General features: G+C 68.9%; 16 protein-coding genes and 1 pseudogene. 5 read left to right on the top strand and 12 right to left on the bottom strand.

The features are described 5' to 3' along the window. Positions 1–3: 3 nt before the first annotated feature. The 6 genes and pseudogenes from RJ1_RS20480 to RJ1_RS20455 form a co-directional block, all read right to left on the bottom strand. Positions 4–4,157: pseudogene (locus tag RJ1_RS20480) on the bottom strand (TIGR02680 family protein). Next, positions 4,154–5,548 (bottom strand): DUF2398 family protein, encoded by a 1,395-nt coding sequence (locus tag RJ1_RS20475; protein ID WP_073363302.1) that lies wholly within the window; start codon positions 5,546–5,548, stop codon positions 4,154–4,156. Before RJ1_RS20475 ends, RJ1_RS20480 begins: the two are co-directional and overlap by 4 nt. Beyond that, positions 5,545–6,996, bottom strand: a complete 1,452-nt coding sequence (locus tag RJ1_RS20470) for a TIGR02677 family protein (RefSeq protein ID WP_073363370.1) — start codon at positions 6,994–6,996, stop codon at positions 5,545–5,547. Before RJ1_RS20470 ends, RJ1_RS20475 begins: the two co-directional genes overlap by 4 nt. Positions 6,997–7,288: 292 nt before the next feature. After that, positions 7,289–8,452 carry a hypothetical protein gene (locus RJ1_RS20465; protein ID WP_073363301.1) on the bottom strand — a complete coding sequence of 388 codons (1,164 nt, stop codon included), beginning with the start codon at positions 8,450–8,452 and terminating at the stop codon, positions 7,289–7,291. Positions 8,453–8,634: 182 nt separating this feature from the next. Beyond that, entirely contained in the window at positions 8,635–9,756 is a 1,122-nt protein-coding gene (locus RJ1_RS20460; protein ID WP_073363300.1) for a helix-turn-helix domain-containing protein, read from the bottom strand. A gap of 130 nt (positions 9,757–9,886) precedes the next feature. Then, on the bottom strand, positions 9,887–10,732 hold the full coding sequence (locus RJ1_RS20455) for a class I SAM-dependent methyltransferase (protein ID WP_073363299.1): 846 nt from the start codon (positions 10,730–10,732) through the stop codon (positions 9,887–9,889). 47 nt (positions 10,733–10,779) lie between these two features. Between RJ1_RS20455 and RJ1_RS20450 the strand changes: the two genes are divergently transcribed. Then, complete coding sequence (locus tag RJ1_RS20450; protein ID WP_073363296.1) at positions 10,780–11,361, top strand: helix-turn-helix domain-containing protein; 582 nt, start codon at positions 10,780–10,782, stop codon at positions 11,359–11,361. Between the two features lie 11 nt (positions 11,362–11,372). Further along, positions 11,373–11,585, top strand: coding sequence for a helix-hairpin-helix domain-containing protein (locus tag RJ1_RS20445; RefSeq protein ID WP_073363293.1), 213 nt, complete (start codon positions 11,373–11,375; stop codon positions 11,583–11,585). A 16-nt stretch (positions 11,586–11,601) separates the two neighbouring features. On the opposite strand, the gene RJ1_RS20440 is transcribed toward RJ1_RS20445, so the two are convergent. Next, positions 11,602–12,402, bottom strand: coding sequence for a helix-turn-helix domain-containing protein (locus tag RJ1_RS20440; RefSeq protein ID WP_073363291.1), 801 nt, complete (start codon positions 12,400–12,402; stop codon positions 11,602–11,604). Positions 12,403–12,479: 77 nt separating this feature from the next. Here RJ1_RS20440 and RJ1_RS20435 point away from each other — a divergent pair, with 77 nt between their 5' ends. Continuing rightward, positions 12,480–12,920, top strand: a complete 441-nt coding sequence (locus RJ1_RS20435; protein WP_073363288.1) for a DUF3224 domain-containing protein — start codon at positions 12,480–12,482, stop codon at positions 12,918–12,920. A gap of 40 nt (positions 12,921–12,960) precedes the next feature. Here the strand turns inward: RJ1_RS20435 and RJ1_RS20430 are convergent, their stop codons facing one another. From RJ1_RS20430 to RJ1_RS20410, 5 genes are all read right to left on the bottom strand, one after another. Continuing rightward, the gene (locus RJ1_RS20430) at positions 12,961–15,147 is read right to left on the bottom strand and encodes an acyltransferase family protein (RefSeq protein WP_073363285.1); all 2,187 of its coding nucleotides are present in this window, start codon (positions 15,145–15,147) and stop codon (positions 12,961–12,963) included. Between the two features lie 124 nt (positions 15,148–15,271). Beyond that, positions 15,272–15,598, bottom strand: coding sequence for a Rieske (2Fe-2S) protein (locus RJ1_RS20425; RefSeq protein WP_073363282.1), 327 nt, complete (start codon positions 15,596–15,598; stop codon positions 15,272–15,274). Next, positions 15,595–18,090 carry a nitrite reductase large subunit NirB gene (gene nirB, locus RJ1_RS20420; protein WP_073363279.1) on the bottom strand — a complete coding sequence of 832 codons (2,496 nt, stop codon included), beginning with the start codon at positions 18,088–18,090 and terminating at the stop codon, positions 15,595–15,597. Before nirB ends, RJ1_RS20425 begins: the two co-directional genes overlap by 4 nt. Before the next feature lie 90 nt (positions 18,091–18,180). Continuing rightward, complete coding sequence (locus tag RJ1_RS20415; RefSeq protein ID WP_073363276.1) at positions 18,181–19,332, bottom strand: MFS transporter; 1,152 nt, start codon at positions 19,330–19,332, stop codon at positions 18,181–18,183. Beyond that, entirely contained in the window at positions 19,329–20,270 is a 942-nt protein-coding gene (locus tag RJ1_RS20410) for a PAC2 family protein (RefSeq protein WP_073363274.1), read from the bottom strand. The genes RJ1_RS20415 and RJ1_RS20410 overlap by 4 nt, the downstream gene beginning before the upstream one ends. 51 nt (positions 20,271–20,321) lie before the next feature. Between RJ1_RS20410 and metH the strand changes: the two genes are divergently transcribed. Further along, on the top strand, positions 20,322–23,891 hold the full coding sequence (metH, locus tag RJ1_RS20405; RefSeq protein WP_073363272.1) for a methionine synthase: 3,570 nt from the start codon (positions 20,322–20,324) through the stop codon (positions 23,889–23,891). Next, the gene (locus RJ1_RS20400; RefSeq protein ID WP_073363269.1) at positions 23,884–24,576 is read left to right on the top strand and encodes an HAD family hydrolase; all 693 of its coding nucleotides are present in this window, start codon (positions 23,884–23,886) and stop codon (positions 24,574–24,576) included. Before metH ends, RJ1_RS20400 begins: the two co-directional genes overlap by 8 nt. Positions 24,577–24,580: the final 4 nt, after the last annotated feature.

Below are 24,580 nucleotides of genomic sequence, written 5' to 3'. Positions count from 1 at the left end.
GGGTCAGGCGAACTCGAGGGCCCCTTCCGCGGGGGTCGGGACTCGCCGGCGCAGCGGCGAACCGAGCGCCTGCGCCAGATCGGTGCCGTCGTGTTCGGCGAGTAATTCGCCATCCGACCACACGAGCAGCGTGGCGCTGACACTCTGCTCGGCGGTCGAGTGCGCCAGATCGTAGTGCGCACACCCCGGCACGCCGCCGTACGTGATCCACAGGTCGAACCCGGTCATGAACAGGTCGAGGTCGAATTGCACACTCAGGCCGAGCAGTTCGGCCCGGCCGTTGTCGTCGACGCCGGCGAACGCCTCGTCCAGTGCCAGCAGTCGCGGTGCGTGGGGATCGGCGGAGTCGAGCATGACGTGCGCTGCGGCGAACAACGGCAGATGCAGTGACACGGACTGCTCGCCGCCGGAGAGTGCGCTGTGCCGGGCGACCGTCAGCCGGTCCTCGTTGCCGGTGCCGCTGATCAGGGTGAACGAGAACACCCGCCACCGCCGGTAGTCGAGGGCGGACGCCAGGATCTCCGGATACGACCGTTCCGGGTGGGCGGCCCGGGCCGTCCGGATCTGGTGGGCGAAGTGCGCGCGCATCGTGGCGAGTTCGTCCGGGCCCAGCGCCGAGGTGTCCCGCTCGAGCAGTTTGGAGATCGCCTTCGCGCTGTCGTCGAGGTTGTCGGCGAGAACCCAGTGCACGCCGATGGTGTTGCCGGACGACATCCGCCGCTCCCGCATCTCGGTGCCCATCCGGGCGATGAGTTCGCGGGCGTCGACCGTCCGTTCGTGGATCTGCTGGGCAAGACCTGTGAGCAGTGCGTCCTCCAGAATGCGACGCTCGGATTCGGTGAGCAGCAATTCCTGATCGGAGCGGGCGGCCGCGATGCGGGCGGCGAACTCGCCGATCGACGAGTAACCGTCGTCGTCCTGTACCTGCACCACGGTCACGCCGTCTGGCGCATCCCACTGCAACCGGTAGTCCTGGCCCGCGGCCGCCAGCTGGGCGTCGAAGTCCTGGAGAGCCGTGGTGAGCGCGGATCGCGTCGACTTGCGGGCTGCGTCGCTGACCCGCACCGATTCGGTGGCGCCGTCCAGTGCGCGGAACAGTGCGTCCGCCTCGGGCGGAAGGATCGGGGTGTCGTCTGCGTTCTGGATGCGGTACACCAGCTGATCGGCGCTCATCCACGCCGCCGCGCTCGCCGGCCATGTGTGACCGCCGCCGACACCGAGGAGTTCGAGCAGGTCGCGTCGGGCGTACGGCGCGAGGCGGGCGGCGTCGGCGTGGGTTTCCGTGAGCGCCAGCCGGAGGGTCTGCACGGCGGTGTTGTACGCGCCCTCGGCCTTGCCGATGGCCTCGCCGGCGTCCTTGTCCGCCTTGCGCGCGTCGCGCTGCTCCTTCTTGCACGCCTCGATCCGCGCGTGCGCCTCCTCGAGCTGACGGTCCAACTGCTCGGCTCCCGCTCCCAGCGTGTCGCGGAGCGTATCGAGTCGTTGGACCTGTTGCGCGAGAACCTCTTCGGCGATGGCGGCTTCTTCCGCGAACTCCTCTGCGTTACCCCGCGCCTCGTGCAGTCGATCCTCGGATTCGCGAGTGTGCTCCACCTCCTTGGTGTGTTCGCGCCTGCACCGCTGCACCATCTCGCCCTGCCTCTCGAAGTGCCGGACGGCCGCGGCGAGCGAATCGATCTCCCGGGCGACGTGCGGAGTCCGATGGGTGGACGCGGTGACCCGGAGTTGTTTCTCCTTCGCGGACAGGTCGGCGATGGCCTGGTCGAGTTCGCGGCCGACCGCCGTCGCCGTATCGGAGCGGCTGCGGAGGGCGCCGGCCGATTCGGTGACCTTCTTCAGCGCTGTGTGGATCGACCCGGTGCGGGGCAGTGCCTGCGCGGCGGCGGTCGCCCGCATCAGCAGCGCAGCGGCCGCGTCCGCGGAGGTCCGTGCTTCGGCGAGCGTCGCTCGGGTCTCCTCGACGGTTCGGTCGAGTTCGGCGATACGGGCGGCACGCCTGCGGGCGCGGGCGGTGGTTCCGATGTATTCGGCGTCCGACTTCGTGTGGCGTCCGCGCTGGATTCCCTGCCGGTACCCGCCGTCCTCTGCGACACCTACCTGATTCCCGGGCAGATCCAGGGATTCGAGGGCGATCGATTCGAGGATCCCGCGCACCCGGCCCTCCGGGACACCCGCGTCCTGCTCGACCTCGAGTACGTCCGCGAGGGTTCTGCCGGTGGGCCGGTCCTCGGCGGCAAGTGCCACGAGGAACTGTTCGGATTCGACGTCGGGAAGGGCGTCGTCGACGGGAACCCAGCCGTCGAGGAGGTGTGCTGCCTCCAGTGCGGCCTCGATTCCCGCTGCCGACGTGGTGTCGACGTGTCGGCGAATCGGACCAGGCGCCACAACGGTGCACCGGTCAGCCGGGTGCGGGTGTCGTGCCGGGCAGCGGACAGCTGTGGGGCGTCGTCGTGCTCGGATTCGATTGCGGTGCGGGCCGATTCGTGCTCGGCGATCGCGTCTACGGCGGCAGCCGCGTCCCGGTCGTACTGCTGGCGACGCAGCCGCAGCGTGTCGACGGCTTCCGTGGTCTGTTCCGTCAGTGTCTCCGACAGGGTGGCGGCGTCGTCGTCGCCGATCCGGCCGAGCGCGGTGTCCAGCGCATCGAACAGCGGAGCGGGCGCACCGATCTCGGAGTAGAGGGACGACTGTTCCGCCCACCAGGACCGCAGTGCGGTGGCGCATTCGCTGCGGGCCGACTCGACCGCGGTCTCGGCTTCCAGGACGGTCACCTTCGCGGAGTCGAGTTGCTCCTGGCCGCGGCGGGCCGCGTCGTCGGCGCGGGTCCGCTCGGTGGCGGCCTTCTCGACCGTGGTAAGCGCGGCCCGGACCGCGCGGATGTCGCCGTCGCGTTCCTCGGCGTGCCCGCGCAGGGCCGCGGTCAGCTGATCGGTGCGCGCGTCGGCGGGCAGCGCGGTCCAGGTGATGCCCGCGTCCTCGGCGGCGAGGTGGAGTTCGTCCTCGGCGTGCGTGAGCGCCTCGACGGCGCGAGCGACCGCGTCGCCCGCCTTGTCGTGTTCCTCGGCGCGTTGTTCGAGGGTGGCCTTGGCCTTACGTGCCTTCTCAGCCTGCAGTTCGGTCGACTTCTCGAGCGTCGACACGGCCTGGGCCAGGTCGTCGAGTTGCGTCCGTCCCTCGTAGGCGGTCGAGCGCTTCAGGGCGTCGAGTGTGGCATTCGCCTGGTCGAGTGCGCGTTCGGCCGCGGTGAAGCGTTCTTCGGCGGCCTCCCGGCTCGCCTGGCTACGGGTCCGGTCGGCCGCTGCCTCGTGGAGTGCGGAGATGCCCGAACGGACGGCCTCGAGTCGGCTCGCGAGGTGGTCGACATCCATCCGCGCCTGCTGGCGCAGGTATTTCGCGTACACGCCGACGAAGCTCTGCGCTGCCTGGTCCGCGGCGGCCAGCCCTTCGAGTGCCCGGCCGACCTCCTCCATGTCGCTGAACGAGCGTGCCGCTTCGAGGACCAGTTGCTCGTCGAGGGGTCGCAGACCGTCGGTGAGGGCCTGCGACAGTCCCTTGGGGTCGAGGTTCTTCGCGAGCTGGGGTCGGCGCAGCGTGAGGATGAGGTTGATCAGCTGGTCGTAGCGCTGGACGCCGAGTCCGAACATCCGGGCGTCGATCGCGGCGCGGTAGTCGAGCGGCCTGTCCGTGATGGAGTCGGTGCCGATCTGCTCGCCCAGTTGCTTCTTCGTGAGCGGACGGTCGTCGCTGCCGAGCAGGGAGAAGTCGACGCCGACGCGACCGTCGGCCACGAAATACCAGCGGGTGACCTTGTCGTTGGTGCGGGTGGCGCGCATACCGATACCGACGGTGACCGCCTCGGGGTCGTTCTTCGCGCCGCGGCAGAATTCCATCCAGACGTAGGAGTACGCGCTCTCCTGTCCGCGGTACAGGAGATTCGACTTCATGGTGCGTTCCTCGCCGGCGAACGGATTGAGCCGCCGGGGTTCGATCCTGCCGTCGAAGACGAAGGGGAACAGCACTTCCAGCGCTTTGGTCTTGCCGGAACCGTTGGGACCGCGGAGCACGAGCCGACCGTCGGCGAAGGAGAACTCCTGGTCCCGGTAGTCCCAGAGGTTGATGATTCCGGCGCGGGTGGGCCGGAAACGCGCACTCGTCATGCTGTGACTTCCTCGCTGTCGTTCGCTGAGCTCTGGAACAGGTCGATCTCGGGGGTGCGGTCGCGGATCGTGACCACCACACCTCGGTAGCGGGCGAGCGCCGGGAGAACGAGCACACCGCCGGGCACCGACGCGGTGAGCCGTAGCCGCTCGAGCAGGGCGAGTGCGGCGCGTCCGAGCCCGTCGGGGTCTGCTTGCCATCCGGCGGCGAACGTCCGCCCGAACCGTTCGGACAGTGTCCGTACGGTGCCGGCGATCCACTCGTCCTCGACGACGGGGAAGAGCCGGTCCGACGGGGCGGGGTCCTCGGGTTCGGCGTAGTCGTGGCCCGCCAGGCTGTCGAAGATCCCCGACTGCGGGACGGCGCTGTCGACCTGCTCGATGAGGTGGTCGGCACGACTGTGCGGCAGCGGCATCCGAATCATTTCCGGCAGATCCGGGTCGAGAACGCGATCGGCGATCTCGCCGGCGAGCAGGAGCGCGACCTGCGCGACCGTTCCCGTCCCGGGGAACCGGACGTCGGACAGACGTCCGGAGGAGTCGATCATCGCGACGCCCTCCTCGCGCCGCTCCGCGACCAGTCCGGTGAGCAACTCGACATCGGCCGCGGTGCGGGGGAGTGCGAGCTGTACCAGCTCGTGATCGTCCAGTTCGGCGGCGTAGACCACGGGCCGTTCGACGAGCGCGCGCCGGACCCGCCGAGCCGTCTCCTTCACGTCGACGGGGCGGATCGTCCCGAAGTCCGTGGTGTCGTCGTCGGTCACCGATTCGGCACCGGCGAGCAGTCCGCGGATCGACCGGAGATGCTGCAGTGCGCGCGACGGCCGGAACAGGGCGATGACGACGGATCTGTCGATGTCGTACAGCGCTTCTCCCGCATCGGGATTGGCGGCCCAGCCGCCCGCGTCCCCGTCGGCGAGGGCGATGGCGCCGCGGGCGGCGAGCCAGCCGACGGCGTCGACGAAGGCGTCGCGGTCGGATGCGCGTTCGGTGGACAGGTCGACACCGTCGACCTGCGCGGCGTCGGCGGCCACGTGATCGGCGAGCTCGGACAGCGTGATCTGGTTGCCCGCGCGGCCGAGGGCGGCCAGTGCCAGCGCGAGGTAGGCGTAGCGGTAGCGGTCGAACGTGCGGTCGGTGGCCGTCTTGGCCGGCGTTCCGGCGTCGAGGCGGTCGCTCACGGTGAACAGCCGGGCCGTCGTTTCGGTGACCTCGAGGCGGTACCCGAACAGCGTCATCAGGTCGTCGCGGAGTTCGGTGGCCCACCGGCGCAGCAGCGGAAGTGCGATGCGATCCGGATAGGTCTGTGTCACCAGATGATTCGACAAGATGACGCGGGCCGCACGCTGATACGAATCGAGGGCGAGCGGCGAGATCTCCCGTGCCTTCACCGGACGCTCACCTGCAGTCCGTCGAGGTGCAGGCGTCCCCGGGCGGTGCGCACCACCGTGGACTCGCTGTGCGGGCTGAGGGTGAGCTTCACGCCGTTCTCCGATCCGGTGCTGCTCTTCACGTGGCCACTGACCGGGACCCGCGCCGTGAGTGCGGCATTGAGCAGACTCAGCAGCACGTCGGTTTCGGCCTCGTCCAACTCTCGCTCGTAGACGCCGCCACGGGCCAGCGACTGGGCGGCCGCCGCGCGGAGACGTTGCGCCGCCAACTGTTCCTCCCGGAGGCGGCGCACGCTGCCCTCGTTGCGTTGCACCCGAGCCGGCAGACCAGGGGACGGTGGACGCCCGGTCTCGGCCAGCGTGCGGGAGATCTCGACCGGCTGGGCCTCCCACCACGACCGCGTGTCGGGAATGATGTCGGCGTCCGGATGCACCATCGAGAGATGACGCGGCCGGCCCAGGTCGAACACGGCCTGGAACAACGCGTGCGCGGCGTCCTCGGTCGGGGTGGCAGCGAACCAGCCTGCGAGGTGACGCAATTGGCTCTCCCTGCTCACACCACCCTTACGGGTTTCGGTGACCCGGCGCAGCAGCGACAGCACCGCGGCGATCGCACTCATGGTGCCCTCGCGCAGACGTTCCGACTCGCTGAGGCCCGCCTCGGAGCCGACGAACCACTGCGTCAACCCCGCCCACCTCGCGCGCCAATCGGCTTCGCGTTCTTCGACGCCGAGGAACACCCGCTCGTCGCTGGCGGCGGCGCGGGCCACCATCGTCTCGACACCGGTGTCCTCGACGAGCGCGATGGCGGCCGCGAGTTTCGGCGCGTAGCGCGACAGGTCGGAGCTGAACTCGCGCATGTGGGTGAGGAGAGCGTCCTTGTGGGACATGAACGTCTCGGGCGTGATCTCCGTGGTGCGGACGAGGTCGCCCAGGGTCAGATAGAACTGCGCCGCGCGCCCGGCCATGTCGGACAGTGTCGCGTCGAGGCGGCCTAGTTTCCGGTACACCAGGTCGTTGTCGGCCGCGCGGTTGGCCGCGGCCAGGTCGTTCATGTCGGCGAGGAGGTCGGGCAGCGCCAGCCGGGACAGGGACGCGTCGTCGAGTCGGGCGGCGAGTGCGTCCTCGACGGCTCGGAACACCTGGTAGCCGGCCTGGCTGAACTGGTACACGAAGTGCCGGTTCCGGTATTCGGCCAGCGTCGCGGCGCGGGTGCCGTCGTAGCTGCGTTCGAGCACTTCCCAGACGTGGAGTTGCTCGAGCAGGGGAGTGATATCCGCGGGAGAGAGGTGTCCCGAAGCGTCGTCGCCGGCGACACGTTCGAGGATCCGGGCCACCTCGGCGGCGTGGAGCAGCACCACGTAGTTGGCGCGAGCGTGGTCGAAGGCGCGGAGTACCCACAGATACTCGACGCGTTTCTCAGCAGTCGCGAATGAGAACAACTTCAGGCGATCGTCGCGCACGAGCCGATCGGGTACTGGCCCTCGGGTGCTCGACCACTCTGGATCGCTGGCTGATTCACTCACCGTGACAGGTTATGCGGTCGTGCAGGCGTCGAGCCAACGCCGTGCCGACCTGCATCATCACCACGACCTGAATCGGACTCGGACGGAACATGCGAATTGACCGAACTTGAAGGGGTTGCTCGAGGTTCGCATCACTCTGGGTCACCCCTGCCCGATCACCCCAGTTCCGATCCCTCACCCCGCCGCCGCAACGATGGATGCGGGCGGCGGGCGTTCAGAGTACGAACAACACGAAGATGATCGCGACCAGGACGAGTGCCAGTCCGACCGCGGCGGCGACGAGCCAGGACGCCCTCGACGCCGGCTCGGCGGCCGTGTCGTTCTCGGACTGTGCGACGGCGCGAGGTTCCGGCGGCGTCTCGACCGCGGTTCCGCCCGACACCCGCCCGGGCGAGGCGCCCACCGCCGCGGCGGACGCCGGGTTTCGGGTGCCTGTCGCCGGCCGGCTCGGGGCTGCGGGACGGGAGGGGACGGGCTCGCCGACGACGGCGTCAATCACTTCGGTGACGTCGTACGAGGGCGGCAGGCCGATCGGGGTGACCCTGTGGGTGGTGGGGTTGAAACCTGCTGCGCGGATGGCGGCGCCGAGCGCGGCGGTCTGCTCGGGACCCGGGCCGACGACGCATCGCACGTCGAACTTCTCGCTCACGGTGTGCGCGAATTCGTGAATGGCCGCGGAGTCCCGCGCGATCAGACCGTCGCCGGTGACGACGACGGCGTCGAGGTTGCTGGGCAGCCACCCGAACGCGCCGAGCGCGGTGGCGATTTGGGCCGTGGGGGAGCCGCCCGTGGAGAAGCGGAACGCCTTGCCTGCCTCGACGCCCGAGCGGATGAGTGCGACCGTCGCGCCGGTGTCGTCGACGTGATAGATGCCGACCAGCTGTCCGGGACGTTCGGCGATCTCGGATTCGAACCATGCGGCAGCGGCTTCGGCGTCCGAGACGAGCGACAGGTAGGACATGTCGGCGTAGTCCAGCGCGTCGCGCAGCGCGGCGACGGCGGTCGAGTCCCAGCGGGTGGGATACGTGGCCATGATGTCGGGGGCGCCGCCGGTCCGGCCACCGTGGTCCGGGAGGGGTTCACATTCCCGGAGCAGGCACCGCATCGCTCCCGCGACCAGGTCTTCGGCGCGGTAGCGCGATCCGTCACCCACCGGAACTCCGGCGGGGTCGCCGACGCGGGGGAGGAACCCCGAGACGGTGTGGGTCTCGCCGATCGTGTGCGGCGCCGAACCGCCGAGAATCGCGGTGCCGTCCGGGCACATGTGCAGGACGGTGTCCCGGACGATGACGACCGGATCCGGGGATCCCGGATCGTTCGACGCCACGACCGCGGTGGACACGACACTGCCGATCCTGAGCCCGACTCCCATGGACATGCAAGTACCTCTATTCGTTTGCGAACGGATTGCGACTTCCGTCAGGCCCGTTCCGACTCACTCGGTGAGGCCACAAGATGTACATCCTGCTACCCGAGCGCGCTTGTGTGCGCCATCACGCGCGGCGTGGCGTGGTTGTGTCGCGCACATTCGGAAGGTTTTCGCCTGTCGACGGTGATCGGTCAGGTCGCCGTCGGTGCGCCGAGCGCTGTTCTCCACTCGGGCACGTTCGCCGTCATCCAGTCGAGGAGATGCTCCGCTTCCTGTGGATGTCGCCCCGTTCCGGCGAGCAGGTCGGCGAAGGCCTGCGCGGGCGCGACCACTCGGACGTTGTCCCGGAAGAGGGTGCGCTCGAACACCGCCGCCGATCGGGGAGTGGCGACGAGGACGTTGGCATCCTGGTCGACGGGGCGGAGTTCGAGTGCGGAGGCCAGGGCCTCACCGTGATCGGCATAGATCTGGATCTGATGCGCCGGCGCGTACTCGGCGAAAGCGGCGGCCGCGACCGATCCCGTGACCGCATACAGGTGGTCGGAGACTTTCCCGAGTTTCGCGAGGAATGACTGCACCCCCTCGGGTGCGAAGTAGCCGACGGTGGGGCAGTCCTTGAAACTGGTGTCGCTGCTCCATGCGCGCAACATCTGCTGCCACCGCACACTGGTGATGGGTCCGCGGGGGAGTCGTTCGAGTAGCTCCCGCTCTTCCAGCGTTTCGACCACCCGATAGGTGGCGCCCGTGGACGCGCCGGCCAGCCGGATGAGTTCGGGGACCGTCAACTGACCCGAATGATCGGCGAGCGCACGAACGACCCGCGCGGCGGGATCTCCGGTCAACTGCGCGGCCGGGCGGCCGGGGCCACGCCACGGGTCGGCGTCCGCGCCGCGATCGCGCACCCAGATCGCGGGCCGGTCGGCGGACAGCGAGGTGTTCCCCGTCGCGTCGGCGTAGGAGAGTCCCCTGGCGTCGAGTTGTCGGCGCACGGGCTCGGAAAGGTAACGAGCGCAGACGAATCCGCGGTCGGATCCGGACAGACTGTCCGCGAACCGGGCGGCGTCGCCCGCGAGCACCCCGCGGGCGGGGATGACGGAGAAGGACGCCACCTCACCACCCGGGGCGCCGACGAGCAATCGTTCCGGTGCGTCGGCGAGGGAGCGCGACTTTCCCGACGTCAACGTCCAGCCGAGGGGGAGCGCGGCCTGCAGCGTGGTGATCGCCCTGCGGTAGAGGTCGATGTCGCGCTCCGGCTTGGGAAACGGCACCTTTGTCTCGCCGCCGGCGAATTCGGCGTTCTCCTGGTTCGGCACGGTCGTGAGTCTATCTGAATCGGTCACATACGGAACCGGAAAATAAACCGAATGCCGCCACACATCCGCCTGCGCTACCGAGTGGGAAAGTCCCCACCGCACTCACCACCGTCACCCTCCGGTTCGCTGATCAGGGACGTCGAGCCGCCCAGGCGGTCCGGGTGCCACGGGGGATCAGGTCAGTGCGGCGCAGAACGCTGTTCGGGTCATCGTCCGACAGGAGGAGGTCGAGGGTGATGCGATCGTCGGCGGCCAGTTGACCGTCGAGGGCGGAGCGGATGCGGCGCAGGTAGGTCTGCGCGTAGCGTCCGGTGCTCGGCGGCGCCGGGTTCGCCTCGCTGACGAAGGTGCGCTCCTCGACGACCTCGAAACCGTTCCGTTCCAGGTGTGTCTGCCAATTCGGATGCGAGTTCCAGTTCATCCGGGCCAACGCTTCGTGGCAGCGCGACTCCAGGCCCGGGCGGCCCACGCCGACGTCGTCGGGCAGAAGGCGTGGCAGGGCATCCATCTCGACGACCACCAGCAGGCCGGCGGGGTTCAGCGCGGCACACATGTCGCGGAGCACTCGGTCGGGGTCGGCGACCTCGTGCAACGACGACGCGGCCCACACGACGTCAGCGGCGCCGACCGCCGTCCATGCGACGTCCAGATCGGCGTGTACGACGCTCAACCGGTCGGCGAGGCCCTGCTCGCGCGCGGCCGTTCCGAGACGTTCGAGCATGAACTCCGACCGGTCGATCGCGATCACCTCGGCTGCGGGAAACCGCCTGGCCAGAGTCAGGGTGCCGACGCCCGTTCCCGAGCCCACGTCGACGATCCTGCGTGGGGTCTCGCGGAGGTGCTGCCCGACCCACTCGGTCAGCGGTTCCAGGTAGGAGCCGAGTACTTCGGCGTCCAGATCCAGAAGGTCGGCCAGCGAGGTTCCGTGGTCGTGGTCATGAGTGTGCGCGGTGTGGTGATGCGAATGCTGTGCCATGGCTCCAGGCTAGCCACGTCATGCTCCTCTCGCATACACTCTTGCGTATGACGCAAGAACTGGGATTGGACAGCGTGATCCGTCAGCGCATCCGCGGTCTGAGGGTGGCGCGGGGATGGTCGCTCGATGCCCTTGCTGCTCGCTGCTACCTCAGCCCGTCCACCCTCAGCCGCATCGAGACCGGGCATCGCAGGATCGCGCTCGACCAGCTGGTTCCCATCGCGCGGGCGCTCGGCACCACGCTCGATCAACTCGTCGAGTCCGTAGAAGACGACGATGTGGTGATCCGGCCGCTACCCGAACACACGCGCGGCTTGACGATCTGGCTCCTGTCTCGTGAACGTGCTCTCCACGGCGCGACTGTCGCGAAGATGCGCATCACCCCCGAGCGGCCGGCCGGGCCGGAGCACGTCAGCGTGCACCCCGGTCACGAGTGGTTCACGGTCCTGTCGGGGACAGCCCGCCTGCAACTGGGCGAGCGAACCATACTGATCGAAGCCGGTGCCGCAGCAGAATTCTCGACCATGGTTCCGCACTCCATCGGCGCCCACGACGGTCCCGTGGAGATCCTCACGATCTTCGACCACGACGGCGAGCGTGCCCACCTGCACGCCGATCACAACGAGTAGAAAGGACCGACATGTCGTCTTCCGACACCGCAGGCCAGACGGAGTTTCCCGCGAGCATGGGGAAGGTCTCCCGCCGTGAGCTCGCCTCCCACGGCTATACGCGTTTCGACCAGTTGACGACGGTCACCGCCAAGGAACTGCTGAAGATCCACGGCGTCGGACCGAAGGCGATCCGAATCCTCGAGGAGGAACTCACGGAGCGGGGGCTCGGCTTCGCGAGTTGAGCCGGGCCCGGCCGGGCTACAGCAGGCCGAGCGTGCGCTGATAGGTCGCCGGTGGTGTCCCGACGACGTGAGTGAAGACACGGGTCAGGTGGGCCTGGTCGCTGAACCCCAGTTCGTAGGCGAGCGCAGACCAGTCGATCCGCTCGCCCGAGTGGGCTGCGCCGGCCGCGTCGAGGATTCGGAACCGCTGGATCACCCACTTCGGACCGATGCCGACGTACTCGGTGAACAGGCGTTGCAGGGTACGCAGGCTACAGCCGGCACGTGCGGCGAGCTGGTCTGCGCGGACGATGTCGCGGTTGCACTGGGCGTCGCCCACCAGAGCCGTGATCTCCCGTCCCGTGGGATCCGGAACGGGATCGGTGCGGAGAAGGTATCGCTCGAAGTCGTCGATCATCTCCGCGGTGTCCGTGCCGGCGAGGATTCGCTCCGCGACCGGGCGATCGTCACCGGCGAGCAGATCCCGTCCGGGCTGGACGGTTCCCGAGATCGCGCCGACGCTGCCCCTCAGCAGAGGCCGGAACCCTCCGGCGTGGAACGCGGCTCCCAGCACGTGGCCGTTCCCGGTCAGCGTTCGGTAGAACGGCGACCGGGAGATCCCGTGCACCAGCAACTGTCCGTCCTCGGCAGCGACATGAACGCGGGGCTGGGGTACCACCTGCTGTCGATGGGGCTTCGGTACCGACCACCTCACCAGCCAGTGGTAGTCGACGAACTCGGCCAAAGCCTCTCGGGGAGCGACCCGTTCGACGCCGAACCCCCGCTCGTCGACCGTGGGGCGGATGATGGCCTCGGGATGTCCTGGCACACTCGGCACTCGCCCATCCTAGTGTCGCGAATGGTGTCGCGAATGTTCAAGAACGTCACGCCACCGCGTACCTAGAGTTCCGTGTCATGAGCTACTCACACACTGCACGAGGCACCTTCTCCATCGCCTCGTGGTCGGAATCGGTGATCGTCGACATCGACGGCGAAGGCACGACCGCCTGCGACACCTACTACCCCACACGCGGTGCGACCCGAGCGACCGTCGCGTACTCGTACTCGGGGGACATCGAGGGAACGAGCTCGGTGGTCTACCTGATCGCTTACAAGGCCGATGCGGCGCCGGTGCTCGGCCTCGAGCGCTTCGAGGGCTCGATCGGAGGGCACGACGGGACGTGCGTGTTCCAGCACATCGGCAGCCAGGACCAGGGTTCCGTGTCGGCACGGATCGAGGTGGTGCCGGGTATGGGCACCGGCGGTCTGACCGACCTACGGGGCAGCGCGGACCTGTCCATCGCGGGACCCGGCGACAGCGGCTACGACTTCGTGCTGTCGTACGACGTCGGCTGAGCCTTCGACGCCGAACGCGGTGTCGGTGTGTCGCTACCGCTCAGCCCGGTGCGAGTGCGCGGTCGGCGAGCGCGGCGACGACAGGTGTGAGCGCCTGGGCGTGTTCGAGGGTCAGGTGGTTGTCGTCGCGGTACACGAGGTCGTTGCCGACGATGACAGGGCAGCGCTCGGCGGTGCAGAACAGGGCGGTCAGGTCGGCGTACCGCCCGCCACCTGCCGTGGTGACAGCCGACTCGGCCGCGACGCCGGCGTCGTTCACCGCGGCCGGTCGCGGCGGCGAGCAGGCGGTCGCGTCGTCCAGGTGATCGGACAGGCAGGTCGGCACGGTCGACTGCGGATCCGGGATCGGTCCGAGGATCAGAACGGCCGCGCCTGTGGCCCGGAGCTCCGTGACCAGGCGGGTCAGGCTGTCGAGCCACTCTCGACCGAAGACGGTGAAACCGAAATCGGCACCGTATCGACGGGACATGCTCACCACGATCAACCGGGGCCGCTCTGCCTGCAGCCGGGCGACGACCTCACCCCGCCATTGCTCGCATTCCGTGTATTCCCGCCCGAGATAGGGGCTGGTGAGCGGCAGATCGAGAAGCGGGCAGGTGACCTTGCCCATGGTCTCCAACCGCCAGTGACGCTGCTCGGCGGCCTGCTCGAACGCCGGTGCCCACATCGCGGCGTGCGAATCGCCGACCAGGGCAACCGTCGTCGGTGAGGTCACGTCACCCGATGCGCACTCGTCCTGCCCGACCTCGCGCCACGAGCGCACGCAGCCGTTGACGAACACTGCCGGCTTGTCTGCCGGTGCGTCGGCGAGCGGCGGGGACAGATTCGACGGGACGGCCTGCAGCCCGGCCGATTCCGCGACCGCCGCCTGCACCTGCGCGGTCACCTCCTGCACCGCCGCCTCGTGCGGATCGACCGCGGGCGCCACCGAAACGGGTGGCGCAGCGACGGTCAGGGCGGCGGCCTCGGCACCGTGCCCGACGGGCACCGGCCGAAGCACCAGCAGCACCAGCGCTGCGCACACGGCGAGTGCGGTGACGGTGCCTCCGAGAGCGAGACTGCGCGAGGTCGAGTCACGCAGGGGGGTCGCGAAGCGGACCGGGTTCTCGATCAGATGCAGTGTCAGGAGGGCGAGCCCGGCGGACACCAGGATGATCGCCAGACGATCGGTCATGACGAGTGAGCGGCCGAGTACGACCGGTGCGAGCAGCAGGACTGGCCAGTGCCACAGGTACCATGAATACGACATCCGGCCGACAGCCCGCATCGGCGGCAGCGACAGGCCCCGCCCGACGCCCAGTCGCGGTGCCGCGCAACCGGCCCCGATGACCAGTACCGTGCCGACGACGGGCAGCAGCGCGGCGGTACCGGGATAGGGTGTCGTCTCGCCCAGCCGGAGGCAGGCGGCGACGATCAGGGCGAGGCCCAGCCATCCGGCCGCGGCGGCCACTACCGACGGCAGTCGCCGCCAGTGCCGAATCGACAGCGCCACCAGCCCGCCGGCGGCCAACTCCCACGCCCGGGCGGGCAGCGAGAAGAACGCCCACGGCGGCAGTGTGCGGGTCCAGTCGAGCGAGACCGCGAATGACACTGCCGCGACGACCGCGAGAAGCACCAGGTACGGCGTCGCCGACGGTGGGGTGTCGGAGTCGGTGTGCCGGGTCCGGCGGCGAACGAGCCAGGCGACCCCGATGATCAGCGCCGGCCACAGCAGGTAGAACTGCTCTTCCACGCCCAGGGACCAGTAGTGCTGGAACGGCGACGGGGGCGTGTCGGCGGCCAGGTAGTCGGTGCCGTGCAGCGCGAACCGATAATTGCCGACGTAGAGAGCGCTGGCGATTCCGTCGCCGAGGACCTGGCGGGCCTGCAGTGGGGGTAACAGGATCGCGGCTCCGATTGCGGTGGCCACCAGCACGACACACCCGGCGGGCAGCAGTCGGCGGGCCCGAGCACCGTAGAAGCGGGTGAGCCGGACGCGGCCGGCGGACGCCACATCCCGCCACAGCAGCCCGGTGATGAGAAACCCCGAGACGACGAAGAAGACGTCGACGCCGGCGAACCCGCCGTCGATCCCGGGCACACCCACGTGAAAGAGGACCACGGCCAGCACCGCGACGGCCCGCAGACCCTCGATGTCCGGGCGGAACCCGGTGTCGACCGGTCGCACGCCGGTGGGAGGGCGCCCAGCGGATTGGCGCCGCCGTTCCGGACTCGCGACGATATTCACGCGACCAGCGATCTGTCCATGCGACGAGCTCCTTCGGCTGCAGCGCTGAGCTCATGATGACAGCGGAGCCGGAGTTTTCCCGAAAGGCACGCCGTACCGGGATCGAGCGCCCGCGAGCGTGTTCTCAGACGTGCACGACCACCGATCCGTCGCGGATCGATGCGGCGTAGGTGCGCACCGAGCCCACACCTTCGGACGCGCACGCGCCCGTGTCGAAGGAGAACGCGTACTGGTGGAGGGGGCACATCACGCTGCCGGCATCGATCTGCCCGTCGGCGAGAGGGCCGCCCCGGTGCGGGCACACCGCGTCCATGGCGCGAACGGTCCCGTCCGACAACAGGAACACGGCAACCTGACGGTTCTGCACGACGTACGTTCGTCCTTCGCCCGGGGTCAGGTCGCTGACCGGCCCCACCGCGACCTCGGAGGGACCGTCGATCAGGGCGGTCATCGGACCGGCACCTGGGGGAGCGGCAGCAGGGGGAGCGAGGGGGCGAACTGCGCCGGCGATTTCGGTGCGGTGCGTTCCTTCCATGGGTCGCGGTAGCCCTCCACGGCCGTCTGGATCCGTTCGTCCAATCCCGTCACGATGTTCTCCTCGTCTCGGACCAGCAGCGCCTGAAGATGTTCGAGCCCCATCCGCGGTACGAAGTCGTAGGTGCGTTCGAGCCATTTCGCGTTCTCGCGGTAGTACTGGATGAAGCGACCGCCGAGTTCCAGCACTGCTTGCGGTGATTCGACCGTGGCCAGCAGGTCACCCTTGCGGATGTGGGCTCCGGCGGCGCCGCCGACGTAGATCTCCCAGCGGCCGTCGCCGACCGCGACCACCCCGAAGTCCTTGCACAGGGCCTCGGAGCAGTTGCGTGGGCATCCGGCGACGGCGAGTTTGAGCTTCGCGGGCGTCTCCAGGCCCTGGAACCGTTCCTCGAGAGCGATGCCGAGGCTCGTCGAGTCGCCGAGGCCGTAGCGGCAGAAATCCGTTCCGACACAGGTTTTCACGGTGCGCATGCTCTTGCCGTATGCGAAACCGGACGGCATGTCGAGGTCGCCCCACACCCTGGGGAGGTCTTCCTTCTTGATGCCGAGAAGGTCGATGCGCTGCCCGCCGGTCACCTTCACCAGCGGCACCGCGTACTTGTCCGCCACGTCGGCGATCCTGCGGAGCTGGTCCGGGGTGGTGACGCCGCCCTTCATCTGCGGGACCACCGAGAACGTGCCGTCGCGTTGGATGTTGGCGTGCACGCGGTCGTTGATGAACAGCGCGCCGCGCTCGTCCACCCAATCGGGACCCCAGACGGTGCGGAGCAGCGACGCCAGCGGCATCTTCGCGGTCGCGTCCTCCTCGCCGCCGGTCGCGAGTTCGGTGAACACCTGCGACACGGCGCGGAGATCGCGTTCCCGGATGGTCGCGATGAGTTCGGGTTTGGTCATCGGGATGCAGGGCACGTACCAGTCGGCGGACGGGTCGGCCTCGAGTTCGCCGCCCGCGGCGCACGCCACGATGTCGGCGACCAGTCCTTTGCACGAGCCGCAGCCCTTGCCCGCCCGGGTCTGCGCGCACACGTCGGTGAGGGTCTTGGCGCCGGAATGGACGCAGGCCACCAGGTCGCCCTTGCTGACGCCGTTGCAGTTGCACACCTGCAGATCGTCGGGGAGGTCGGCGACACTCGTCGCGGCGCTCGGGGCCCCGACGTCGAAGAGCATGCTGATTCGCTCCTCCGGCAGCGGGACCTTGCCGTCGAACGCCTGCGTGAGGAATCCCGCCTTGCTGATGTCGCCCATCAGGGTGGCGCCGATCAGCTTTCCGTCCCGGACGACGAGGCTCTTGTACGTGCCACTGCGGGGTTCGTAGTACTGGACGAACTCGTCGTCCGCCGTCTCCGGTCCCTTGACGCCCATCGCGGCCACGTCGACCCCCGCGACCTTCAGTTTGGTGGTGGTGCGCGAACCGACGTAGGCCGCTTCCGGATTGGAGCCGGTGAGGACTTCGGCGAGGATGACGGACTGTTCCCACACCGGGGCGACCAGACCGTAGGTCTCTCCTCGGTGCTGCGCGCACTCGCCGACGGCGTATACGGAACCTTCGTCCTCGCAGCGCATCTGGTCGTCGACGACGACCCCGCGCTCGACCACCAGTCCCGCCGCCCGCGCCAGTTCGGTGTTGGGCCGGATTCCCGCGGTGACGACGACCATGTCGGCGTCCAGTGTGGAACCGTCGACGAACGACACCCCGGTCACCAGGCCGGCCTCGTCCCGCAGCACGGCGGTGGTCCGCATCGACGTGTGGACGCCGACCCCGAGTTTCTCGATCTCGGCGCGCAGGACGCTGCCGCCGCGCTCGTCGAGCTGCTGGTTCATCAGATGTCCGGGGGAGTGCACGACATCGACCGTGAGCCCCTGCGTGCGCAGCCCGTACGCGGCCTCGAGTCCGAGCAGACCGCCGCCGATCACCACCGCCGACACGTCGTCGCGGGCCTGCGCCATCTGCAGCATGCCGTTGGTGTCGGCGATGTTGCGGAATCCGAACACGCCGCGGGCCAGGCGACCGTCGTGCTCGCGCAGCCCGTCCATGTTGGGGAAGAACGTGTTGCTTCCCGTGGCGATGATGAGCACGTCGTAGCCGACGACGCGGCCGCTCTCGCACGTGACGGTCTTCGCGAACCGGTCGAGCGCGACGGCGCGGTCACCGGCGTGCAGCTTGACGCCGTTCGCCTTGTACCAGCCCATGGGGTTGAGGATCAGGTCCTCGTCGTCGACGGCTGCCTCCCCGGACAGCACGTGCGAGAGCATGATCCGGTTGTAGTTGCCGTACGGCTCGTCGCCGATCATGGTGATCTCGAAGCGCTCGCGGCCGCCGCGATTCAGAATCTCCTCGACGGTGCGTGCGCCGGCCATACCGTTGCCGACGACCAGCAGCTTGCTCGAACTCGGTGTGTGGGCCATGCACCGAGACTCCGCCCCGGGAGTGTCGTAACGGCTGCGCGCACGTTACGTGGGAATCAGGAACACCTCACAGCCGCCATGGACTGCGTGTCAGACGGGTGAGCGGTCGCGGGGCATCAGCAGTGGGGCCAGCACGGCCAGGAGCGCGGCGGGCAGGAGGAAGCCGGCCGCGGGCGACACCGCATACACCGGGGTGAGGGTGATCGGCGCGAGCGCGTTGCCCATGAATCGCAACGCCTGCACGACGGACACCGCGCCGCCCCGGTTCGGGCCCGGCGACCCGAGCACGGCGGCATTGACACCGACCAGGATGAACTGACCCGCCGTTCCGGCCGCGAACCACGCCACCGCCACCACCGCGAGGAGCGACACGGTTCCGGCGGCCGCGACGAGAATCGCGCCGGCGAAGGCGCCGATCAGGACGGCGGCCCGGGCCCCGATCTTGTCGATCACCCCGCCGACCAGGCGTGCGGTGAGGATGCCCGCCACACCGAACCCGGTGAGCAGCAGGCCGCGCTGGGTGGGGCTCAGCCCGAACACGTCCTCGGTACGGAACGCGACCAGGAAACTCAGCCCGCCGAGAGCGCCCCACCCCAGCAGCGCGACCACGCCGATTCTCAACACCGAGGGGGTGAGAGCGTCGCGCAGTCGCGGGCGCGCGGCACCCGTCTCGGCGGGAGCGCTGTCGGGAACGCCGACCAGCCCCAGCACCGCGGCGACCAGCGCGATGACGAGGAAGGCGAGCCGCCAGTCGACCTCGGCCGCGAGCCCGCCGACGAGTGGTGCGCTCGACTGTCCGGCGGCCTGGAAGGCGCCGAAGATCCCCAGCGCGCGCCCGAGGTGCTTCTTCGGCGTCGACGCGGCGAGTGCCGCCAGCAGCAGCGGCGTCGTGAACGAGTTGGAACACCCCTGGAGCACGCGGGCGCCGAGGAAGAGCGGGAGGGTCGGGGCGAAGAAGCAGGCCAGCGACGACAGCAGGTACACCCCGTAGGCGATCCGCACCGTCCGCGTCTGCCCCCACCGCGCACCCAGCGTGCCCGACACCAGCATCAGCAACGCGAACGGCAACAGGTACGCCGTCAGCGAACTCGCCGCGGCGGACGCGCTGACGCCGAGGTCGTCACCGATCTCGGGAAGGATCGACGCGACGACCCCGCCGCCGAACGGACCGAGAAAACCACCGGCGTAGAGCGCCGTGCGCTGGAGCGAGGAACGAAGTGACTCGGACGAGTTCTTCGTCACAGCCCGAAGCTGCCGGGCCCACGCCTACGGAGATACCGCTCGAACTCGGCCGCGAGCGCGTCACCGTCGATCTTCGAGATGGCCTCGGAGATGTCGGTCTCGGCGTCGCCGCGCTCCTCGAGGGAACGGACGTACTCGCCGATCTCCTCGTCGTCCGCGGTCATCTCGGTGACCGCTTCCTGCCAGTCGTCGGCCTGGGACGGCAGTTCGCCGAGGGGTACCTCGATGTCGAGGACGTCCTCGACGCGCTGCAGCAGCGCGACCGTGGCCTTGGGGTTCGGCGGCTGGGACACGTAGTGGGGCACGGCCGCCCAGAACGACACGGCAGGCACACCCGCGCGGACGCACGCGTCCTGCAGCACGCCGGTGATGCCGGTCGGCCCCTCGTAGCGGGTCTGCTCGAGGTTGAAACGCTCGGCGGCCTCGCTGCTGTACGCGCTGCCTGTCACCGGGACCGGCCGCGTGTGCGGGGTGTCCGCGAGCAGCGCGCCGAGAATCACCACGGTGTTGATCTGGAGTTGGTCGATCAGCTCGAGGAGGTCTTCGCAGAAGCTGCGCCAGCGCATGTTCGGTTCGATCCCGCGCAGCAGCACGACGTCGCGGTCGCTGCCGGGAGGCGAGCACACCGACAGCCGGGTGGCGGGCCACACGATCTCCCGGGTGACGCCGTCGACCTGCCGAACCGTGGGACGATTGACCTGGTAATCGTAGTATTCCTCGGAGTCCAGCTCGGCGAGCGGCTGGGCGTCCCAGGTCAACTCGAGATGCTCGACGGCGCCGCTCGCGGCGTCGCCAGCGTCGTTCCAGCCCTCGAAGGCGGCGACCAGGACAGGGTCACGAAGTACGGGTACGCCGCTGTCCACCGCACCGACATTTGCGGTGTCGGGGGCGTCGTCGTCGCGGCCCGCAGGCGTGACAGGGAACTCACTGGAACTCACCCACCCAGCCTACGGCCAGCCTCCGTTCCCGCGCCCACTAGTCTGGACGGCATGTCTGCGCCATTTCACTCTGCCCTGCTCGATGCGTTGAACCAGCGCGTTGTCATCGGCGACGGAGCCATGGGCACCATGTTGCAGGCCGCGGATCTCACGCTCGACGACTTCCTCGGGCTCGAAGGCTGCAACGAGATCCTCAACGACACCCGCCCTGACGTGCTGAAAGACATCCATCGCGCGTACTTCGAGGCCGGCGCCGACGCCGTGGAGACGAACACGTTCGGCTGCAATCTACCCAACCTCGCCGATTACGACATTTCGGACCGTATCCGGGAACTGGCCGAGAAGGGCACCCGGCTGGCGCGTGAGGTGGCCGACGAGATGGGCCCGGGGCGCGACGGCATGGGCCGCTTCGTCCTCGGTTCGATGGGGCCCGGAACCAAGCTCCCGACGCTCGGCCACGCGCCGTTCGTGACCCTCCGCGACGCCTACGCCGAGGCCGCGATGGGCATGATCGACGGCGGCGCCGACGCCATCCTCGTCGAGACCTGCCAGGACCTGCTTCAGGTGAAGGCCGCGATCCTGGGCAGTCAGCGGGCGATGGAGACGCTGGGGTCGAGGCTGCCGATCATCACCCACGTGACGGTGGAGACCACCGGCACGATGCTCCTCGGCAGCGAGATCGGCGCCGCGCTGACCGCACTGGAGCCGCTCGGCATCGACATGATCGGCCTCAACTGCGCGACCGGTCCCGCCGAGATGAGCGAGCACCTCCGGCACCTGTCGAAGTACAGCTCACTTCCGGTGTCGGTGATGCCCAACGCCGGACTGCCGCAGCTCGGACCGAACGGCGCCGAGTACCCGCTCACCGCGGAGGAACTCGCCGAGGCGCTCAGCGGCTTCGTCACCGAGTTCGGTCTCGGTCTGGTCGGCGGCTGCTGCGGCACCACCCCTGAGCACATCCGGCAGGTGGCCGAAGCGGTCCGCCTCGTCGAGAAGGCCGAGCGCACCCCGGTGCGCGAGCCGGGGACCTCGTCGCTGTACACCGCGGTGCCGTTCCAGCAGGACGCCAGCATCCTGATGATCGGTGAACGCACGAACACCAACGGCTCCAAGGCTTTTCGTGAGGCGATGATCGCCGAGGACTACCAGAAGTGCCTCGACATCGCGAAGGATCAGACCCGCGACGGCGCCCACATGCTCGACCTCAACGTCGACTACGTCGGCCGTGACGGCGCCGTCGACATGGCCGCCCTCGCGAGCCGATTCGCGACGGCGTCGACGCTGCCGATCATGCTCGACTCCACCGAGCCCGCGGTCCTGCAGGCCGGCCTCGAGCACCTCGGCGGCCGCTGCGCGGTCAACTCCGTGAACTACGAGGACGGCGACGGGCCGGACTCGCGGTTCCAGAAGATCATGCTGCTCGTCAAGGAACACGGCGCCGCCGTCGTCGCACTGACGATCGACGAGGAAGGTCAGGCGCGCACCGCGGAACACAAGGTTCGCATCGCCGAGCGCCTCCTCGAAGACCTCACCGTCAACTGGGGCCTCGACGAGTCCGACATCATCATCGACGCCCTGACGTTCCCGATCTCCACCGGTCAGGAAGAGGTGCGCCGCGACGGCATCGAGACGATCGAGGCCATCCGGGAGCTCAAGAAGCTACACCCGCGGGTGCACTTCACCCTCGGTGTGTCCAACATCTCGTTCGGTCTGAACCCCGCGGCCCGTCAGGTGCTGAACTCGGTGTTCCTGCACGAATGCACCGAGGCCGGACTGGACACGGCCATCGTGCACGCGTCGAAGATCCTGCCGATGGCGCGCATCCCCGAGGAGCAGCGCGAAACGGCCCTGGATCTGGTCTACGACCGTCGCCGCGAGGGCTACGACCCGCTGCAGAAGCTGATGGCACTGTTCGAGGGCGTCTCCGCGGCGTCCGCCCGCGAATCCCGTGCCCAGGAACTGGCGGCACTTCCGCTGTTCGAGCGGCTGGAGCGTCGCATCGTCGACGGTGAACGCAACGGACTCGACGACGACCTCACCGAGGCGATGACCGAGAAGCCGCCGCTCGCGATCATCAACGAGACCCTGCTGTCGGGCATGAAGACCGTCGGCGAACTCTTCGGGTCCGGGCAGATGCAGTTGCCGTTCGTGCTGCAGTCCGCCGAGGTGATGAAGGCGGCCGTGGCGTACCTCGAACCGCACATGGAGGCGACCGACGAGGACGGCAAGGGCCGCATCGTCATCGCCACCGTCAAGGGCGACGTCCACGACATCGGCAAGAACCTCGTCGACATCATCCTCAGCAACAACGGATACGACGTGGTCAACCTCGGCATCAAGCAGCCGATCGCCACGATCCTCGACGCGGCGATCGAGCAGAAGGCCGACGTCATCGGCATGTCCGGTCTGCTCGTGAAGTCGACCGTGGTGATGAAGGACAACCTGCAGGAACTCAACGCCAAGGGTGTCGCGGAGAAGTTCCCCGTCCTCCTCGGCGGCGCCGCGCTGACCCGCTCCTACGTGGAGAACGACCTGGCCGAGGTGTACGAGGGCGACGTCAGCTACGCGCGTGACGCCTTCGAGGGTCTGCACCGGATGGACGAGATCATGGCCGTCAAGCGTGGCGGCGGGCCGGATCCGGACAGCCCGGAAGCGATCGCGGCGCGTGAGAAGGCGGCCGAACGCAAGGCCCGCCACGAGCGGTCCAAGCGGATCGCGGAGAAGCGCAAGGCCGCCGAGACCCCCGTCGAGGTGCCGGAGCGGTCCGACGTGGCCACCGACATCACGGTCCCGAGCCCGCCGTTCTGGGGCAACCGGATCGTGAAGGGCGTCTCGCTGTCGGACTACTCGGGCCTGCTCGACGAGCGTGCTTTGTTCCTCGGGCAGTGGGGTCTGCGCGGGCAGCGTTCCGGCGACGGTCCCACCTACGAGGAACTGGTGGAGACCGAGGGTCGGCCCCGGCTGCGATACTGGCTCGACCGCCTCAGCACCGAGGGAATCCTCGCGCATGCCGCCGTCGTGTACGGGTACTTCCCCGCGGTGTCCGAGGGTGACGACGTGGTCGTGCTCACCGACCCGACACCCGACGCGGAGGAGCGTTTCCGGTTCACGTTCCCGCGCCAGCACCGCGACCGGTTCCTGTGCGTCGCCGACTTCGTCCGGTCCCGCACCGAGGCGAAGGAGACCGGTCAGGTCGACGTGTTCCCCATGCAGTTGGTCACGATGGGGCAGCCGATCGCGGACTTCGCGAACGAGTTGTTCGCCGCCAACGCGTACCGCGACTACCTCGAGGTGCACGGCATCGGTGTGCAGCTGACCGAATCGCTGGCCGAGTACTGGCATCAGCGGGTCCGCGAGGAACTCGTGCTGCCCGGCGGTCACAACGTGGCCGAGCAGGACCCGTCCGAGGTGTCCGGATTCTTCGACCTCGCCTACCGCGGCGCCCGCTACTCCTTCGGGTACGGCGCCTGCCCGAACCTGGAGGACCGCGCGAAGATGGTGGCGTTGCTCGAACCCGAACGGATCGGGGTGAAGCTGTCCGAGGAACTGCAGTTGCATCCCGAGCAGTCCACGGACGCGTTCGTGCTGCACCACCCCGAGGCGAAGTACTTCAATGTCTGACGCGCAGACCGGTCTCGCAGGTGTTCTGTGGGACATGGACGGAACTCTGCTCGATTCCGAGAAGATGTGGGACGTCGCGGTGCGGGAGCTGTCGCTGCACCTCGGCGGACCCATGACCGAGGAGACCCGGCTGAAGACGATCGGCGCGTCCAGCGCCAACGCTCTCGGCGTCATCTTCGACGCCCTTGGGCTCGACCGGGACCCGGCAGCGCTGGCCGAGGCCAAGGAGTGGATGTTCACCCGCGTCGAGGAGTTGTTCGGCGACGGGATCCCGTGGCGGCCGGGCGCCCACGACGCACTGCAGACCGTGCGGGCGCACGGCCTGCGGTCGGCGCTGGTGACCAACACCGAGCGCCGGCTCACCGAGCGGGCACTCGAGACGCTCGGCCGGCATCACTTCGACCACTCGGTGTGCGGCGACGAGGTTCCTGCCGGCAAACCGCATCCGGACCCGTATCTGCGGGGCGCGGAACTGCTCGGGCTGGATCCGTCGCAGTGCCTCGCCATCGAGGATTCGCCCACCGGCGCGGCATCCGCGCAGGCCGCGGGATGCGTCGTGCTCGTCGTCCCGTGCGAGATCGCGGTGGCGGACGCCCCGGGGCGGGTGTTCCGGGACAGCCTCGAAGGTCTCACCGGTTCCGACCTGGTCGATCTGTGGGCGCAGCGGAGCGGTGTGCGTCTCTAGGTAT

The organism is Rhodococcus jostii NBRC 16295 (genome assembly GCF_001894825.1).
Taxonomy (GTDB): Bacteria; Actinomycetota; Actinomycetes; order Mycobacteriales; family Mycobacteriaceae; genus Rhodococcus_F; species Rhodococcus_F jostii.
Note: the sequence above shows the minus strand (reverse complement) of the source record. Positions and strands in the feature narration are given on the sequence as shown.